The organism is Treponema sp. SP13 (genome assembly GCF_050938355.1).
Lineage (GTDB): Bacteria > Spirochaetota > Spirochaetia > Treponematales > Treponemataceae > Treponema_D > Treponema_D socranskii.
Genome location: NZ_JADOVM010000005.1, coordinates 36,327 through 51,710, shown reverse-complemented (window position 1 = coordinate 51,710; position 15,384 = coordinate 36,327). Strand labels below are relative to the sequence as shown.

The window sequence follows — 15,384 nt, the reverse complement described above, 5'->3', positions numbered from 1 at the left end:
TTATTGATATTTTTTCTCAATAAGGTCGAAATTTTATTGCATAAAATAAGAAAATCCTTTACATAGTGGGTTAGCTACATCTAACTAAAATCGAGGCATATTTTTGAAACGGTATATTTTTTTCTGCATCATATTCTTTTCGGCACAGCTTTTGTTTTCACAGGAAACGGAAGACGATGTTATCGTCGTCGATGCGGAAAAGATCGAACAGACTATCGACGACGCCGTCGAACAAAAAAAGACAATCACCGGAGAAGACATACGGAAGTCCGGTTCGAAGACCGTCGGCGAAGCTTTGAAAACGCTTCCCGATGTTGCAGTCAGCACCGCTACGGCCGGAAACGCCAACGAATCCGTCACAATGCAGGGACTCGGAAACGGTTACGTGAAGATCATGATAGACGGTGTGAGCGTTTCGACCGATATATCCGGCTCGACTCCGATCTTTCAGATTCCCGTCGAAAACATCGAACGAATCGAAGTTATCAAGGGCGCGGATTCCGTTTTGTACGGAAGCGATGCGATGGGCGGCGTCATCAACATCGTAACGAAGCGGGGGGCGGCGGATTCGGAAAAGGAAGACACGCAGGGTACGGAAAAAACGAAGCTTAAAATCGGCGGCGGCGTAACCGAAGAAGTCGGGTTCATGCCGTTGATACTGGGATGGAAAAATTATGCGGCGGGGAATCTCACTGTTTCGGGAAAGCATCTTTCGAATACGCTGATCGGCAGTTTCGATTTTAATCCGGGCAAGGAAAGGATGACGGAGGACGCTCTTGCCGGAAAAATCAAGTATTACGAAAATACAAAAAAAATACTCGGCTTTGTGCGGGATACGTTTGCGTGGAACGATGCATGGGGTTCCGTCGGCACATACGGGCTGTATACGATTTCGCATCAAATAAGCAATTATACGAAAACGGGGCTCGATAAAGGCGCGGATATGACGTACACCGCTCACCGCGGGGAGTTCGGTTTTACGGGAAAATATATCTGCAGCGAAAAGTTCTACGTCGACGGCTTCCTTGCGGGAAAACTGTATTTTATGGATACCGTTTACAACGTAAAGGCCGGTGCACACTCTTCGTCGACGGGGACGCATTCGAATTCTTTCGACGTGGAAAGCGATACGAGGGCGCACTGGAAGCCGAATACGATAAACGATATCACGTTGGGTGCAAACGCAGACCTCGAATCGATGAGCGGTACGTCGTTCGAAAAGCGAAAATATGCTTTGGAAACCGCGCTCTTCGCACAGGACAGCATTGCACTTTTCGACGCAAAGCTGACGCTCGTTCCCGGCGTCCGCTTCGACGTTTCACCGAGCGTTCAGGGAAGCAGCGCGCTTTTTATGGCGACGCCGAAGTTCGGCATAAAATACAATCCGACCGAAAAGACGGCGCTCAGGCTCAGCTACGGCATGGGGTATAAAATTCCTTCGCTGAAAGAAAAACACTGGATTTTCAGACACAGCTACGCACCCGGCGCCGGAAACTTTATCCTCTACGGAAATCCGAATCTCGTTCCGGAAAAATCGCACAGTTTCAATATCGGCGTCGAGCAAAACGTAAAAAATCTTTTTAAAGTTTCCGCCGGCGGCTATTTCAATTACATACTCGACCTCATCGACAGCGTCGTCACCGATGCGTCTTCGTCTCCGCAGAAACGCGAATATCGAAACGTGGATAAGGCGATGACTTACGGAGGCGATATTTCAATAAGCTCGGATATGGACAGGCTCAACGTAAAAGTCGGCTACGCATACACCGGAGCGAAGTTTTTTGATAAAGATACCGCCGGATGGGAAAACCTCGCGCTGCGCGTTCCGCACCGCCTCACCGCACACGTCGCCTACCGCATTCCCGTCATCGAAACGACGGCCTCTTTGAACGTGCAGTGGAATTCGCCGCAGCTTTTGACGGCGAAAAGCGGTTACTACACGCCCGATTACTGTATGGTCGGCTTCGACGTTTCGAAAAAGTTTTTGGATGAAAAACTCGAAGTATATGTCGGCGTGGACAATATGCTGAACAATATTCACTTTGTAAAAGGGACGAACGGAGAAACGCAAAAAAAATATTACGGGCTTGCCGACGGTATCGGTGTGCGTATCGGCGGTAAATATAATTTCGGGAAGTGAGGTAAGCGTCGCTTGTCGATTTCCTGAAAAAGTTTTTATAGGAGGTTTTATGAAAAAAAACATGCGATATTTTTTTAAGGGAGGGACTGCGGCAATTTCGGCGGCGCTGATTTTGCTGTCGGTTTCCTGCTCGCAAAGCGCGGATGAGCTTAAAGATCACGACATCAGCGAGCTGTACGGTTATACGTACCACGGAACCATTACCGCTTCAAGCGGCGAGACTTTAGTGCCGTCGCTTATTTTATATAACGATAAGCGGGCCGATTGGAATATGAGCATCAACGGAATGACTGTCGTTCAATTTTATTATTATACCGTTAAGAATTCCAAAAGCAACTACACGATGTATTGGTTCGGCGGCGCGGATCTGGCGGCGGCGGAATCTCACGACAAGTCAAAAGCTGCGATGACCGTTCAGCTCGGCATAAACTCTTTGGATGAAGTGGTCATTTTGCTTACCGGCGACGCACTTACCGGCATCGGACCTATGCAAAACACACGTGTTACCATGAAAAAGAAAAAGAATATTCCGCACAATACCGATGCGCCTACAATAGCGTTTGATCCGAATATTAAAGATGAACCGGTTATTGAAGTTCCGTCCGGTGCACCGCAAGCGGACTGGAACGGGACAACTTCGTATACCGGAACGTTCGACTATTTGGTCGGGGAGGGGGGAAATGTCGCACGCGGGCACGGAACCTGCGGCGACGGAAGTAAGCCGACAATTACCGTTAAGCCTGGTGCCGCCGGTACGCATACGGTAACGCTCGGCATGCACCGCTTTGCCAACGGGGCGGTGATGACGATCGAAGCTTATGATATTCCCGACGTGCAAGTGTTTAAAGACGGGAGCGATTATTATCTCAAGTACGATGCGCCTGATCCCGAACCTAAGCCCGAAGAGGGCGGAGGTCTTCCTGTAAAGAAGGCCGACGGAACGATTATCAAATTAATGAAGCTGTCGGTCCGCGGAAAACTTACAGGCGGAAAACTGATGCTGCGCGTTTCGTTTAATCCGGGAGCGATGCCGCTTCCCGTTATTGAAAGATTTAAAAGCGAATGATGCTTACCGTACAAGGAATCGGGCGGTCGGACTTTCCGTTTGCATAATCGTATAAGAACTTCATAAAAAGTGAAAGGAGGTTTTTATGAAAAAAACATTGTTTGTTCTGACGGTTTTGGTAATCGCTCTTGTCGGATTTGCCGGATGCAGCAACAGCTCATCGGACGACAATACGCCGACAGTCGTTCCGCATAGCGATCTGTACGGTTCGTACTGGGGAACGTGTACCGTCGGAGGGACACAGTATGAGACGTGTGTAATGCTGGCTGAAAAAGGTCTTGCAGTATACAGCGATCCGAAGTCGTTTTCGTATCCGCAAGTAACCTATGCCGACAATGGCGACGGAACGTGGCTCGTATCCGCGTATGAGGAGGGAAAGACGCCCGGTACGGATGCTGCGAATGTGACGGTAACCGTCAGCAAGACGACAGAGCCGTATACTGCAAATGTTGCGATCGCCGCAATGGGAGCGCTTTCCTGTACAAAAGGGGTCGACTATGACGGGCGTTTTACGAAGCAGACCGATCTGTGCGGCTCGTACTGGGGACGGGCGTCGGTTGCCGGTGCCTACCATGATATGTGCATCGTCGTAAAGGCAGACGGAGCCGAAGTGCACAGCGATATGATGGGATTTACCTATGAAGTCGTAACGTATGAAAACGAAGGCAACGGAATATGGATGGTAGGATGCTATCATCCGGGAGACGATACAACAAAGCCTTCGACTCATGTCAGAATTCGGATCAATACGAAAACGCTGCCGTTCAGCTGTAAGCCGAATATCATTCCAATGGGCGCCATAGCGCAGTTTTTAAACTGTACGAAAGGGAAACCCTATAACAACGAATACGCACATTAAAGGGCTGTCTCAAAAGGCGATTGCTTTTTCGGCAGCTTGTAGAATTTGGAATTAGGAGAATACAATGAAGACGATTTATATGACACGGAAAGTGAAATTATTCGGCTTTGTCTTGCTTGCGTTTGCCGTACTGTATTTTGCCGGCTGCAATAATGCAGCCGAAGATGAGGTAAAAGAACAGGTTATAACTTATGACGCTACAACCGGCGTAGGGTCGATAAACGGTGAGGCGAGCTTTAAAATGATACCGATAGATTCCGTAACAAACGGCAGTATCGGCCATGCCGATTTCGGAGATAACGATGTGCATACGGTGAGTTTGACCGCGTACAGTATAGGTGAAACCGAAGTGACGCAGGAACTGTGGAAAGCGGTCATGGGCAAAAACCCAAGTCTTTTTAACAATACCGGAATGCAGTATGCAGAGGAACCCCACGAAGAAGATGATCTGAAATTTGATACGGATCCCGCTTCGGGCGAAGTACAAAAAAATCGTCCGGTAGAAAGGATAAATTGGTATCAGGCGATATCGTTTTGCAATAAGCTCAGCATTAAACTCGGTCTGGAACCCTGCTATACGGTAACGGTGGGCGGTATTCCAGTCGATTTTGCAACCCTCGCGTATGACGATATTCCGAAGGCAAACAACCTTGCATCCGCAGCTTGGAACGATGCCGTATTGGATATGAGCAAAAACGGTTTCCGCCTGCCGACCGAAGCCGAATGGGAATGGGCTGCAAAAGGCGGTGTTGACGACAAATGGGCGGGAACGAATGACGAAGACAAGCTGAAAGAATATGCATGGTATAACAATGATAGCGGCGGCGATGCCGGCATGAAAACCCATGAAGTCAAAAAGAAAAAACCGAACGGCTACGGTTTATTCGATATGAGCGGAAACGTGTTCGAGTGGTGCTGGGATTGGATGACAACCGAAACGCCTGCAGGCGGTTTAACCGATCCGACCGGAGAAGTTCCGGCCGAGAGCAGCTATCGCGAAAAACGCATCGCCCGCGGCGGTTGTTGGGTGCTCGAATCGAATGCGATGTCCTGCGCATATCGCTTTGCGCCGTATTCGGACGATATGACTCCTCTTACGGGATTGCGTTTGGTAAAGCGATAAGTTTTGTAACCGGCGGAAAATCGTACAGGCGTGTACAGTAAGACAAGCCCTTTGTAATTTAAGACAATGGGAAATGTTTAAAAAATATTTTTTTAGGAGGTTTTTATGAAAAAAACATTGTTTGTGTTGGCGGCTTTGGCGGCCGTCCTCGTCGGGTTCAGCGCATGCAGCAACGGCTCGTCGGACAACAATACGCCGACAGTCGTTCAGCAGAGCGATCTGTACGGTTCGTATTGGGGTTCGTTGTCGGTCGCAGGGGCAAAATTCGACATGTGTATGGAGATAAAAAAAGACTTTGCCGGTATACACAGCGATGAAATGGGTTTTCCGTATCACGTGATAACCTTTACGGACAACAAAGACGGAACATGGCTTGTCGGCTGTTATGAAAAAGGCGAAGACACGTCACAGCCGTCAAAGCATGTACGTATTACCGTCGATACGACAAAGAATCCGTTTTCCTGTAAACCGTACGTCGTGCCGATGGGGGATTTTACGAAATTCGGCGACTGCATAAAAGGCGAGCCGTATGACGGCAGATTCAAATACTGATCCAATAATGTAGGAGAAAAACAATGAAGACAGCTATTTTGAGACGGAAAGCGATTGCTTTCCTCGGATCGGCGGCGGTTTTGCTCGCTGCTGCGGCCTTTACGACGGGCTGCAATACGAATGCAGGCGGAGACAGCGGCGACGATATACCGTCTGCGGAATACACGAAGGTTGCTTTCGGCACGAACGGCGAGGGTTTAAAAAACTACCTCGAAACGAAGGCGTCGGCTGCCAGCATAAACTACCTGGAAGTGACCGGTCTGACTGCAGCAGACATTGCAATTACCGCAGATGGTGCCAACATGCTCAGCAAGATATTGAGCGCCAATGAAACAAAAAAGGTTGCGTTCAAATTCGGCAACGGCCTCACCGGTGTTACGGATATGAGTTACTGCTTTATCGAGTGCAAAAATCTTGTGCATGTGTCCGGAATACCGGCCGGTGTCAAGACTATGCAGTTCTTCTTATACGGCTGCAAAAATATTAAAAAAGCTCCGGAGATACCGGAAGGCGTTACGGATATGAGCTTCTGCTTTAATCTCTGTAAAGGTCTTACGCAAGCGCCTGTGATACCGGCGAGCGTTAAGAATCTCGAGGGCTGCTTTGAAGACTGCACAAGCCTGACGCAGGCGCCTGTGATACCGGAGGGCGTTACGAATATGTACGAGTGCTTTAAAGGCTGCACAAGCCTGACGCAGGCGCCTAAGATACCGGCCAGCATTAAGGGCATCGGGGGCATAGACGGCTGCTTTGAAGACTGCACAAGTCTTACGCACGCTCCTGAGATACTGGCAAACGTTGAGCAGATGAAGGCCACCTTTAAAAACTGCACAAGCTTGACTCAAGCGCCTGTGATACCGGCCAGCGTTAAGGCTATGGAGGATACCTTCCTCGGCTGCACAAGCCTTACGCAAGCGCCGGTGCTGCCGACAAACGCTACTATGGTAGGCGGCACTTTTGAAGGCTGCACAAGCCTGACTCAAGCTCCTGAGATACCGACAACCGTTACGAGTATGATCGGCTGCTTTAAAGGCTGCACAAAGCTTACGCAAGCTCCGGTAATACCCGCAAACGTTATATATATGGGATGGTGCTTTGAAGGCTGTACAAGCCTGACTCAAGCGCCGGTACTGCCGACAAAGGTTGAGCAAATAAGCAGCTGTTTTAAAGGCTGCACAAGCCTGACACAGGCTCCTGTAATACCGGCAAAGGTTACGACGATGTACAACTGCTTTGAAGGCTGCACAAGCCTGACGCAGGCGCCTGTAATACCGAAGGACATTACGGCGATGCCCAGCTGCTTTGCAGGCTGCACAAAGCTTACAGCTGCAACGCTCAAGTGCAATTACAATCCTGCAGTGCTGTATAAGGACGAGGAAGGTAATGAGGTGAAGGCTTTTAAAGACATGTTCAAAGGCTGTACAAGCTTAAAAAACAACAGCGTAAAAGTTCCTGCGGCACAGGTGGCTGCGTATAAAGCCGGTGCAGGAACGATGGGTGCGAACGAGAACTGGTTTGCAGCGGAATAAGTAGGTTAAAAGCGCCGCTGAAATAGCGCGGTGCTTTTAACTTCGAGTTTTCTTCGAAAACTCGCTCATATACGTGTGCGCGCACGCGCACTAATTGCCCGGCTCCTAAATCTGAAGATTTACTCGCCGGGCAATTTTACGGTAGGTTAAAAGCGCCGCTAAAATAGCGCGGTGCTTTTAACATGGAATGATTAATAAATATGTTTAAAAATATTTTTTTAGGAGTGTTTTATGAAAAAAACATTGTTTGTGTTGGCGGCTTTGGCGGTCGTCTTTATCGGGTTCAGCGCATGCAGCAACGGCTCGTCGGATGACAACGGTGGTGGTGGGGCACCGTCCGATCAGCATAGCGATCTGTACGGCTCGTATTGGGGGACGTTGACGATGCCCGGGACAGGCACCTTCCCTCTGTGCCTCGTCATAGAAGCCGATAAAGTTGCGCTGCACAGCGATGTGATGGGGATGCCTTATACTCTCGTAACATATAAAGACGAGGGCAACGGAACATGGACGATCGGCTGTTACGGTGATGGAGAAGATACGACGAAACCTACGAAACATACAACTGTTTCAGTCGACACGAAAGCATCTCCGTTCATCGCTAAGGCGACCATTATACCGATGAAGTGTACAACAGCGCCCTTAAAGAAGGGAAAAGCTTACAACAACGAATACGCACACTGAAATAAAAGAAGCTGTGCAAGATATGTAAATACGTTTGCCGCAAAATTGCGGGAGGCGTTGTAAAACTCCCGCGTTTGTAATATACGCATAAGCTGCCTGAAAAGGCAATCGCTTTTTCAGGCGGCTTTTTAATTATTAGGCCAATTCGTTACTACCGCATTAATTAATAATTATACCGCACTTTCATACGCGGCACATGACGCGCCTTTTTTGACGACCGCTTCGTAGACGACGCGCTGCAGGAGAACGTCTTCGAAAAGTGCGCCGCTTGAGCGGATTTCCATGTCGGCGGCCGCGATACCGGCGAGGATCGCCGCAGTCTGTCCCGCCGTCCAAATCGAAGAGGCGCGGCTGTACTGGGCTTTCGCTTTTTTGCTCGAAAAGCCGTGCGTCTTTAACGTAAAATCATCGCTTTGTCCCGACGACGCGAGTGCGTGCCACAGCGCAAGTCGGCGGAAACACGAAGCAAGTCCCGCGAGTATCATCACCGGAGAAGAATCTTTTGAAAGGCGGATTTTTTGCAGTACATCGAGGGAAAGTTCGAGCCTTCGCGATGCGCTCTCACTTGATGCCATCGCTGCAAACAGCGTAAAGGCGCTTTCGGCTCTGTTGTGCGAAAGTACCGCTTCGACGTCGGCGGATGTGATTTCGTGCGATTTCGGAAAGAGCAAAAAAAATCGTGCGCATTCGGAACGGAGCGCCTGCGTGTTGTTTTCGATCATGTCGAGGATATCTTCGGCGGCTTCTTCGCCTATGCGGTATCCGTTTTTGCCGAAAAAGTTTATGAGCCACGGCACTTTCCGGTCTTCGAACATTTCCCAAAATATTTTTTTGTGCACGGCCGGTACGACTTTTTCGAGCTTTGCGTCGACTGCGATTTCATCCGACACGAGGACGAGCGCGCTCGTCCCTTCCTCGGCCGTCTTTACCCATGCGGATATCGTACCGACGTCTTCCTTTTTTTTGATCGATTCCGCGGAACGCACGACGACGCACGTTGCATTTGTAAAGAGGGAGCCGCTTTGTAAAATCGTCACTATCTCCGAAACGGGCGTTTCGTTCGCATAAAAAAGGTATTCGTCGAGCGCACCGTGCGCTTTGCGCATCGCGTCTTTTACGGCGGAAACCGCGTCGTTCCGTTCGCCGAATTCGGGGCCCGTGTAGAGATAAATCGGAGCATCCATATCAATACGTGCGGACGATATTCGATAAGATTCCGACGACGCGGACATCCTGACTGTAGATCGCTTTGAATGCGGGGTTTTCCGGCTGCAATCGGATGCGGTTTTTTTCTTTATAATACCGTTTTAATGTAATCGCTTCATCGATGACGGCGACGACGATCTGTCCGTTTTCCGCATCCGACGTCTGCTCGACGACCGCCAAATCGCCTTCGAGAATGCCCGCGTCGATCATGCTCTGCCCGCGCACGCGAAGCGCAAAATACCGCTTTCCGGGATGTACGAACGGTTCGGTCAAATTGACGTAGCCGTCGAGATTTTCCGCTGCGAGAAGCGGCTTTCCCGCGGCGACCGTTCCGAGGAGCGGTACTTTGTCGATGTAGGGGCGCGAAGCTTTGGGCTCGCCGTCGACGAGCACGCGGATCGAGCGCGAGCGTTTTTCACACAGCGATAAAAATCCTTTGCGCTGCAATGCGGCGATGTGATCCTGCACGGCGCGCAGCCCTATGCCGAAGTGATCGCTTATTTCGCGTACGGTCGGCGGATACGAATTCTCTTCCGTAAAACCTGAGATAAACGCTAAAACCTGCTTTTGTCTGTCGGTGATTTCCTTCATGTTATTCTTCCGCAAATTTCGAATCGAACAGCGCTTCGATCGCCTGCGCCGCTTCTTTTTCGTCGGAGCCGTCCGCTTTCAGCGTAATGCCCGTATTGTAACCCGCCGCCATCGTGATGACGCCCATAATCGATTTTGCATTCACTTCCGTATCGCCGAGAATGAGCGTGAGCTCGCAGTTGAATTTGTTCGCGGTCTGCGCGATGAGCGCCGCCGGACGCGCGTGAATGCCCGCTCTATTTTTTACGATCAGCGTTTTTTCAATCATATTGTCATCCTTTAATAAAAACAAAATTAATAATTAATAGGAATCATCGCTGCTGTTGTACGCAGTCTGCGCTTCTCCCGTTTCGATCCATTTGAGTACGTTTTGATTGAAGTCGCGCGCGGAATTGTAGCCCATGCGCTTTAAGCGTTCGTTCATCGCCGCCGCTTCGATGATGATCGGCAGATTTCGCCCCGGGCGCACCGGTATTTCGAGCACCGGGATTTTGACGCCGAGGATGTCCATGTATTTTTGATCCGTGCCGAGTCGATCGTACACTTTATCGGGATCCCAATCTTCGAGTTCGACGACGAGCTGCACTTCTTTTTGATCGCGGATGGCGCCGACACCGTAGAGCTGCGATACGTTGATAATGCCGAGTCCTCGTATTTCCATGTGGTGGCTGATAAATCGATTTGCGCCCTGTCCGAGCAGGATGTTGCCGTTGACGCACCGCAGTTCGATAATGTCGTCTGCGACGAGGCGGTGACTCCGTTCGATGAGTTCGAGCGCCGTTTCGCTTTTGCCGACACCGGAGTGTCCGACGAGCAGAATGCCGATACCGTACACTTCGACGAGAACACCGTGCATCGTTTTTTTCGGCGCGAACGTGTTCGATAAGACACGGATGAGACGGCTTGAAAATTCCGTCGATTCGAGCGACGTCTGCAAAACGGGGCAAAAGGCTTCTTCCGCTATCGAAAGAAAATCCGCAGGCGGCTGTATACCGTACGAAAAGACGCAGCATGGAATATCGTATTTGAAAATCGCTTTCAGCGATGAAAGATTATGTTCCGTATGGAGCTTTTGCAAATACGCGCTTTCACCGCGGCCGAAAAGCTGTACGCGCTGATAGGCGAAGGATTCGTAAAAGCCGGTAAGCGCAAGACCCGGCCGGTTGATGTCGGGGGCCGTCATCGCGCGGGGCAAACCGCGCCTTCCGGCGATGCACGTCAGATACAGCGCATCGTGTCCGGGCAGATCAAGTTCAAGCAAATCAAGAACGGTGAATTTCTTATCGGCCATGATTATACTATACACATATATCGATGAAAGGGCAAGGTTAAAAACGGCTGGGCAGGGGCAGCCAGATCTGCCCGTATGGTTGTTGTGCTCTGTTCGGTTTGTCTTTTGCCCGGGTCGGTATCGTAGACAAAGACAGGAGCATCGCTATACAATCTATAAGCGAGGTAAGAGATGAATCATAGGGTAAAGTTATCGAACGGTGCGGTTGTGCCGGCGATCGGACAGGGTACGTGGTATATCGGAGAGACGGCATCGAAACGCGCACAGGAGATCGATGCGATACGTGCGGGCATAGAAGCGGGTATGACGCTCGTCGATACGGCGGAAATGTACGGCAGCGGTTTAAGCGAAAAACTCGTCGGAGAAGCGATTTCTTCGACGGATCGGAAAAAACTTTTTATCGTATCGAAAGTGCTGCCGTCGAATGCCGGCAAAAAAAATATGGAGCGCTCGTGCGATGCGACGCTCAAACGGCTCGATACGGATTATCTCGATCTGTATCTCTATCATTGGCGGGGAAGCGTGCCGCTTGCAGAAACGGTCGCATGCTTGGAAGAACTGAAGACAAAAGGAAAAATCCGCGCGTGGGGCGTTTCGAATTTCGACACGAGCGATATGGAAGAACTTTTTGCGCTTCCGTCGGGGAAAAATTGCGCCGTCAATCAAGTGCTCTATCACTTGGGTTCGCGCGGCATCGAATTCGATTTATTGCCGTGGATGCGGCGGCACGGCGTCGCACTTATGGCGTATTGCCCGCTTGCACAGGCAGGAACTTTGCGCCGCGGTTTATTTGAAAACAAAACGGTCGCCGCCGTTGCGGAAAAACACGGCTGCGATGCGACGCAGGTACTGCTTTCATGGTGCATCCGCGACGGCAGCACGATCGCGATTCCGCGCAGTTCGAAAAAAGAACACACGCTTTTAAACTCGGGAGCGGACGCACTGAAGCTTGACGAAGAAGATTTTATTAATTTGGATAAAACTTTTCCGCCGCCTTCGCACAAAATGCCGCTCGACGTAGAATAAGCTATTCGGTGTATAAAAACATCGCCGCAAACTTGTCGTGCGAACGCGCGCCAGCGTTATTTGCAGTATTTTTTTTCTATGTCCGAAATCATCCGCACGCGCTCGGCGTGCCGGCCGCCTTCGAACTTCGCATCGAAAAAAGAGTCGACGATCATCTTTGCCAATTCCGACCCGACGACGCGCGCGCCCATCGCGATGATATTCGCGTCGTTGTGCTCGACGGTGAGCTTTGCCGTGTACGGTTCGCTGCACACCGCGGCTCTGATGCCCGGCACTTTGTTTGCCGCAAGCGAAATGCCGACGCCCGTTCCGCAGACGAGCACGCCTTTTTCGATTTCATTCGATTTTATCGCTTCGGCAACTTTCAAACCGAAGTCGGGATAATTCACTCTGACATTCGGATCGGACGCGCCGTAATCGACGCATTCGAATCCTCGCTTTTGCAAGTGTTCCATTAAAATACGTTTCAATTCGATCGCCGTGTGATCGCATCCGAAACCGACTTTCATATACGCCTCCTTTTGGGCATGTATTGATAACAACTTACCCCGATGCTTGCGTCGGGGTAAGTTGATTATAGCGGAACGGATCCGCTCGTACAATAAATTTACTTCAAAAACGATTTGACATTATCTTTCGTAATCAAAACCGATTCGACGGGCGTTTTCGCAGGGATTTTGCCGACGACGCCTTTCGTACCGTTTTGTACCGCTTTTACGAGCAGGTTAAAACTCGTCGCGCCGATTTGAGCCGAGTCTTGTGCGACGGTCGCACTCAGCTGTCCGTTTGCAACCGAACGCACGGCTTCGCTGTCGCCGTCCGTTCCGACGACCATGATTTTGCCGAGCTTATTTGCGTTTATGACTGCCTGCACGACGCCGAGCGCCATACCGTCGTTGCACGCGTAGATGCCGGCGAGGTCGGGGTTTTGTTGAATGTACGTCGTTGCGACATCGAGCGCCGTCTGGCGATCCCAATCGGCCGCCTGGCTTCCGACGATATTCAATTTGCCTGCGGTAAACGCCGCACGAGCACCGTTCTTTCTGTCTTCGCTCGATTGGTTTCCCGATTTGCCTTCGATGATCAGCACTTTCGCGCCGGCAGGAACGTTTTTGACGATATATTCCGCGCCCTTTTTTCCGACCGCGACATTGTCCGTTGCAACGTATGCGACACAGGCGCCTTTGTTGTTGGCGAGTTCTTTTTCATTGAACATTTCGTCGATATTTACGATCGTGATACCCTTCGCCGTCGCTTTGCCGATGCCCGACAATACGTTTACGCCGGAAAGAGGCGCAATACCGATGCCTTTGTATCCGCGGTTGATGCACTGTTCGAGGATCGAAAGCTGACCTTCCAGATCGTCTTCCGACTGTGCCGAATACAGATCGACTTTTATGCCGAGCTTTGCGGATTCGGCTTCCACGCCCTTCCACATCTTTACCCAAAAGTCGCTCGCTTGCGTTTTAAGGATGACCGCGTAATCGGCGCGTTCCTGATTTTCGTTCGAGCCGGCTGCGGCCGCAAACGACACGGCGATCAGAGCCGCCGCCAAAAAAGCCGTTAATTTTTTCATATAACCTCCTAACTGCATTTCGAGATACACGGCAGCGGCGATATTCCCGACATTGCCGTATATCACATTTTATATTTTTAAAGTTCACACGAACTTTAAATTACTCTTTAATTTTTCAAACGCGAGCAGCGCGCCTCCTCTTACGCCGCTTTCCTGCGTATGCTCAGGGTAAATAAATTCGATATTGTCATGCGGATACGGAGCACGTATGTGCCGGCGCATAAAGGTCATGAGCGTTTCCATCGGAAACCCCTGCATCGCAAGCACTCCCCCTGAAAGAATCACGTAATCGGGATCGATGATATTGATTTCCGTTGCGATGACATACGCAAGCGTTTTTAGAAAATCCTGTACGAGCGGGTGAGCATTTCGCTTAACAAAAATTTCTTTTATATCGATTTCGGGGAAATTTTCTTTGCACATTTTTTCAAGGTATCGTCCCGATGCGACCGTTTCCGAACAGCCGATATTTCCGCAGCCGCAGACGGCCTGTGAGCCGAGCATCGGAATATGTCCCAATTCTCCCGCGACGCCGTTTTTTCCCGTGTAAAATCCGCCGTTGATATACAGCGCGTTTCCGATGCCGGTTCCGACATAGATACCGATAATGTTTTTTTCTTTTGCTTCATCGAGCTTGTATTCCCGGATGTCGTTGTTCAGCAGATAATTTACGTCCCTGTCGATAAATACGGGAAGCCGTAAACGCTCGTGCAAAATCCCGCCCAAATCGATATTGTTTAAGCCCGGCAAGTTCGGCGTCGAATAGATAAAGCTTTTGTTTTTGCTGACCGAAGACGGTACGCCGATCGCGACGGCGCGGCAGCTTTTTTGCAAATCGTGCTGCCGTATATATGCGGCGATTTTTTGTTCCAAGTCGGAAACGATATCTTCTTTTACGACCGCACCGATGAATTTTTTTTCGAATCCGAAAATCGTTCCCGCTTCATCGACGTACCCGATCCGTAAATTCGTTCCGCCTATATCGATGCCGATGACCGTATCCATTTACGCTTTGCACCCCGTCTCTTTATAAAAAGCATCCGTCATGATATCCCACGCTTTTGCCAAATCGGGATCGTTGTTGAAAAGCCCCGATGAGCCGACGATGTACACTTCCGCGCCCGCGTCGTACAGCCGTTTAAAAGTTTTCGAATTGCACGAACCGTCCACTTCTATGAGATACGAATATCCTTTTTCGGCTTTTAAATTTTTAAGTTCCGTTATTTTGGGAAGCACTTCGGGAATAAACGGCTGTCCGGCAAATCCCGGATCGACGCTCATCACCGTGATTTTATCGAGCCGGTGAATGTAGGGCAGCAACACGGAAACGGGAGTCGCGGGATTGATCGCAACACCCGCCTTGCACTTATGCGAATGAATCATGTCGATGATCCGAAACGCTTGAGCGTTAATGGTTTCCGTATGCGGCACGATGTAGTCGGCTCCGGCTTTTGCAAGAACGGCGACGAAGTCTTCGGGGTTCGTCACCATGAGATGACAGTCGATCGGCAGTTTGCACGCTGCACGGATCGATTCCACGAAAAACGGAGAGAGCGTAATGTTTTTTACGTAGTGTCCGTCCATGATATCGACATGAACCAAATCCGCTTTTTCGTTGATGATTTCAAGCTGCGCTTTCAATTCCATGAGATTCATACACATGAGCGACGGATTGAATAAGACTTTCATATTTCCTCCAAATCGAATAAAAATTGTATGCTGCCGGTTCTCTTTATATTTT

16 protein-coding genes are annotated in these 15,384 nt (G+C 50.0%); 8 read left to right on the top strand and 8 right to left on the bottom strand.

Annotation, left to right across the window (positions count from 1 at the left end; all coding sequences use genetic code 11):
• The first annotated feature begins 103 nt into the window (after nucleotides 1–103).
• The 7 genes from IZU26_RS09760 to IZU26_RS09730 all read left to right on the top strand — a co-directional run bounded on the left by IZU26_RS09760 (nucleotide 104) and on the right by IZU26_RS09730 (nucleotide 7,953).
• Nucleotides 104–2,140 carry a TonB-dependent receptor plug domain-containing protein gene (locus IZU26_RS09760; RefSeq protein WP_433278670.1) on the top strand — a complete coding sequence of 679 codons (2,037 nt, stop codon included), beginning with the start codon at nucleotides 104–106 and terminating at the stop codon, nucleotides 2,138–2,140.
• A gap of 49 nt (nucleotides 2,141–2,189) precedes the next feature.
• On the top strand, nucleotides 2,190–3,206 hold the full coding sequence (locus IZU26_RS09755; protein WP_433278669.1) for a calycin-like domain-containing protein: 1,017 nt from the start codon (nucleotides 2,190–2,192) through the stop codon (nucleotides 3,204–3,206).
• Between the two features lie 85 nt (nucleotides 3,207–3,291).
• Nucleotides 3,292–4,065 (top strand): hypothetical protein, encoded by a 774-nt coding sequence (locus tag IZU26_RS09750; protein WP_433278667.1) that lies wholly within the window; start codon nucleotides 3,292–3,294, stop codon nucleotides 4,063–4,065.
• A 64-nt stretch (nucleotides 4,066–4,129) separates the two neighbouring features.
• The gene (locus IZU26_RS09745) at nucleotides 4,130–5,188 is read left to right on the top strand and encodes a formylglycine-generating enzyme family protein (RefSeq protein ID WP_433278665.1); all 1,059 of its coding nucleotides are present in this window, start codon (nucleotides 4,130–4,132) and stop codon (nucleotides 5,186–5,188) included.
• A 105-nt stretch (nucleotides 5,189–5,293) separates the two neighbouring features.
• Nucleotides 5,294–5,740: a hypothetical protein gene (locus tag IZU26_RS09740; RefSeq protein WP_433278663.1), complete on the top strand. Its 447-nt coding sequence runs from the start codon at nucleotides 5,294–5,296 to the stop codon at nucleotides 5,738–5,740.
• A 23-nt stretch (nucleotides 5,741–5,763) separates the two neighbouring features.
• Nucleotides 5,764–7,269 (top strand): leucine-rich repeat protein, encoded by a 1,506-nt coding sequence (locus tag IZU26_RS09735; protein WP_433278661.1) that lies wholly within the window; start codon nucleotides 5,764–5,766, stop codon nucleotides 7,267–7,269.
• Between the two features lie 231 nt (nucleotides 7,270–7,500).
• On the top strand, nucleotides 7,501–7,953 hold the full coding sequence (locus tag IZU26_RS09730; protein WP_433278659.1) for a hypothetical protein: 453 nt from the start codon (nucleotides 7,501–7,503) through the stop codon (nucleotides 7,951–7,953).
• Between the two features lie 170 nt (nucleotides 7,954–8,123).
• Here IZU26_RS09730 and holA read toward each other — a convergent pair whose 3' ends face one another.
• From holA to hprK, 4 genes are read right to left on the bottom strand one after another with little or no spacing between them, the layout of a single operon-like run.
• On the bottom strand, nucleotides 8,124–9,137 hold the full coding sequence (holA, locus tag IZU26_RS09725; protein WP_433278657.1) for a DNA polymerase III subunit delta: 1,014 nt from the start codon (nucleotides 9,135–9,137) through the stop codon (nucleotides 8,124–8,126).
• A gap of 1 nt (nucleotide 9,138) precedes the next feature.
• Complete coding sequence (gene lexA, locus IZU26_RS09720) at nucleotides 9,139–9,750, bottom strand: transcriptional repressor LexA (protein WP_433278655.1); 612 nt, start codon at nucleotides 9,748–9,750, stop codon at nucleotides 9,139–9,141.
• A 1-nt stretch (nucleotide 9,751) separates the two neighbouring features.
• Complete coding sequence (locus IZU26_RS09715; protein ID WP_021331558.1) at nucleotides 9,752–10,018, bottom strand: HPr family phosphocarrier protein; 267 nt, start codon at nucleotides 10,016–10,018, stop codon at nucleotides 9,752–9,754.
• Nucleotides 10,019–10,051: 33 nt separating this feature from the next.
• On the bottom strand, nucleotides 10,052–11,041 hold the full coding sequence (gene hprK / locus IZU26_RS09710) for an HPr(Ser) kinase/phosphatase (RefSeq protein WP_310823527.1): 990 nt from the start codon (nucleotides 11,039–11,041) through the stop codon (nucleotides 10,052–10,054).
• A gap of 171 nt (nucleotides 11,042–11,212) precedes the next feature.
• On the opposite strand from hprK, the gene IZU26_RS09705 reads away from it, so the two are divergent.
• Complete coding sequence (locus IZU26_RS09705; protein ID WP_433278653.1) at nucleotides 11,213–12,067, top strand: aldo/keto reductase; 855 nt, start codon at nucleotides 11,213–11,215, stop codon at nucleotides 12,065–12,067.
• Between the two features lie 56 nt (nucleotides 12,068–12,123).
• Here IZU26_RS09705 and rpiB read toward each other — a convergent pair whose 3' ends face one another.
• The 4 genes from rpiB to alsE form a co-directional block, all read right to left on the bottom strand.
• Entirely contained in the window at nucleotides 12,124–12,576 is a 453-nt protein-coding gene (gene rpiB, locus IZU26_RS09700) for a ribose 5-phosphate isomerase B (protein WP_021331584.1), read from the bottom strand.
• A gap of 98 nt (nucleotides 12,577–12,674) precedes the next feature.
• A complete protein-coding gene (alsB, locus tag IZU26_RS09695; protein WP_433278651.1) occupies nucleotides 12,675–13,643 on the bottom strand; it encodes a D-allose transporter substrate-binding protein in 969 nt (322 codons plus the stop codon).
• 84 nt (nucleotides 13,644–13,727) lie between these two features.
• Complete coding sequence (alsK, locus tag IZU26_RS09690; protein WP_021331536.1) at nucleotides 13,728–14,648, bottom strand: allose kinase; 921 nt, start codon at nucleotides 14,646–14,648, stop codon at nucleotides 13,728–13,730.
• A complete protein-coding gene (alsE, locus tag IZU26_RS09685; RefSeq protein WP_433278649.1) occupies nucleotides 14,649–15,332 on the bottom strand; it encodes a D-allulose 6-phosphate 3-epimerase in 684 nt (227 codons plus the stop codon).
• Nucleotides 15,333–15,384: the final 52 nt, after the last annotated feature.

Excerpts from the sequence above, each read along its gene's own strand:
- IZU26_RS09755 (WP_433278669.1), top strand. The coding sequence starts at position 2,190 with ATGAAAAAAAACATGCGATATTTTTTTAAGGGAGGGACTGCGGCAATT.
- IZU26_RS09750 (WP_433278667.1), top strand. The coding sequence starts at position 3,292 with ATGAAAAAAACATTGTTTGTTCTGACGGTTTTGGTAATCGCTCTTGTC.
- IZU26_RS09745 (WP_433278665.1), top strand. The coding sequence starts at position 4,130 with ATGAAGACGATTTATATGACACGGAAAGTGAAATTATTCGGCTTTGTC.
- IZU26_RS09740 (WP_433278663.1), top strand. The coding sequence starts at position 5,294 with ATGAAAAAAACATTGTTTGTGTTGGCGGCTTTGGCGGCCGTCCTCGTC.
- IZU26_RS09735 (WP_433278661.1), top strand. The coding sequence starts at position 5,764 with ATGAAGACAGCTATTTTGAGACGGAAAGCGATTGCTTTCCTCGGATCG.
- IZU26_RS09730 (WP_433278659.1), top strand. The coding sequence starts at position 7,501 with ATGAAAAAAACATTGTTTGTGTTGGCGGCTTTGGCGGTCGTCTTTATC.
- holA (WP_433278657.1), bottom strand. The coding sequence starts at position 9,137 with ATGGATGCTCCGATTTATCTCTACACGGGCCCCGAATTCGGCGAACGG.
- lexA (WP_433278655.1), bottom strand. The coding sequence starts at position 9,750 with ATGAAGGAAATCACCGACAGACAAAAGCAGGTTTTAGCGTTTATCTCA.
- IZU26_RS09715 (WP_021331558.1), bottom strand. The coding sequence starts at position 10,018 with ATGATTGAAAAAACGCTGATCGTAAAAAATAGAGCGGGCATTCACGCG.
- hprK (WP_310823527.1), bottom strand. The coding sequence starts at position 11,041 with ATGGCCGATAAGAAATTCACCGTTCTTGATTTGCTTGAACTTGATCTG.
- IZU26_RS09705 (WP_433278653.1), top strand. The coding sequence starts at position 11,213 with ATGAATCATAGGGTAAAGTTATCGAACGGTGCGGTTGTGCCGGCGATC.
- rpiB (WP_021331584.1), bottom strand. The coding sequence starts at position 12,576 with ATGAAAGTCGGTTTCGGATGCGATCACACGGCGATCGAATTGAAACGT.
- alsB (WP_433278651.1), bottom strand. The coding sequence starts at position 13,643 with ATGAAAAAATTAACGGCTTTTTTGGCGGCGGCTCTGATCGCCGTGTCG.
- alsK (WP_021331536.1), bottom strand. The coding sequence starts at position 14,648 with ATGGATACGGTCATCGGCATCGATATAGGCGGAACGAATTTACGGATC.
- alsE (WP_433278649.1), bottom strand. The coding sequence starts at position 15,332 with ATGAAAGTCTTATTCAATCCGTCGCTCATGTGTATGAATCTCATGGAA.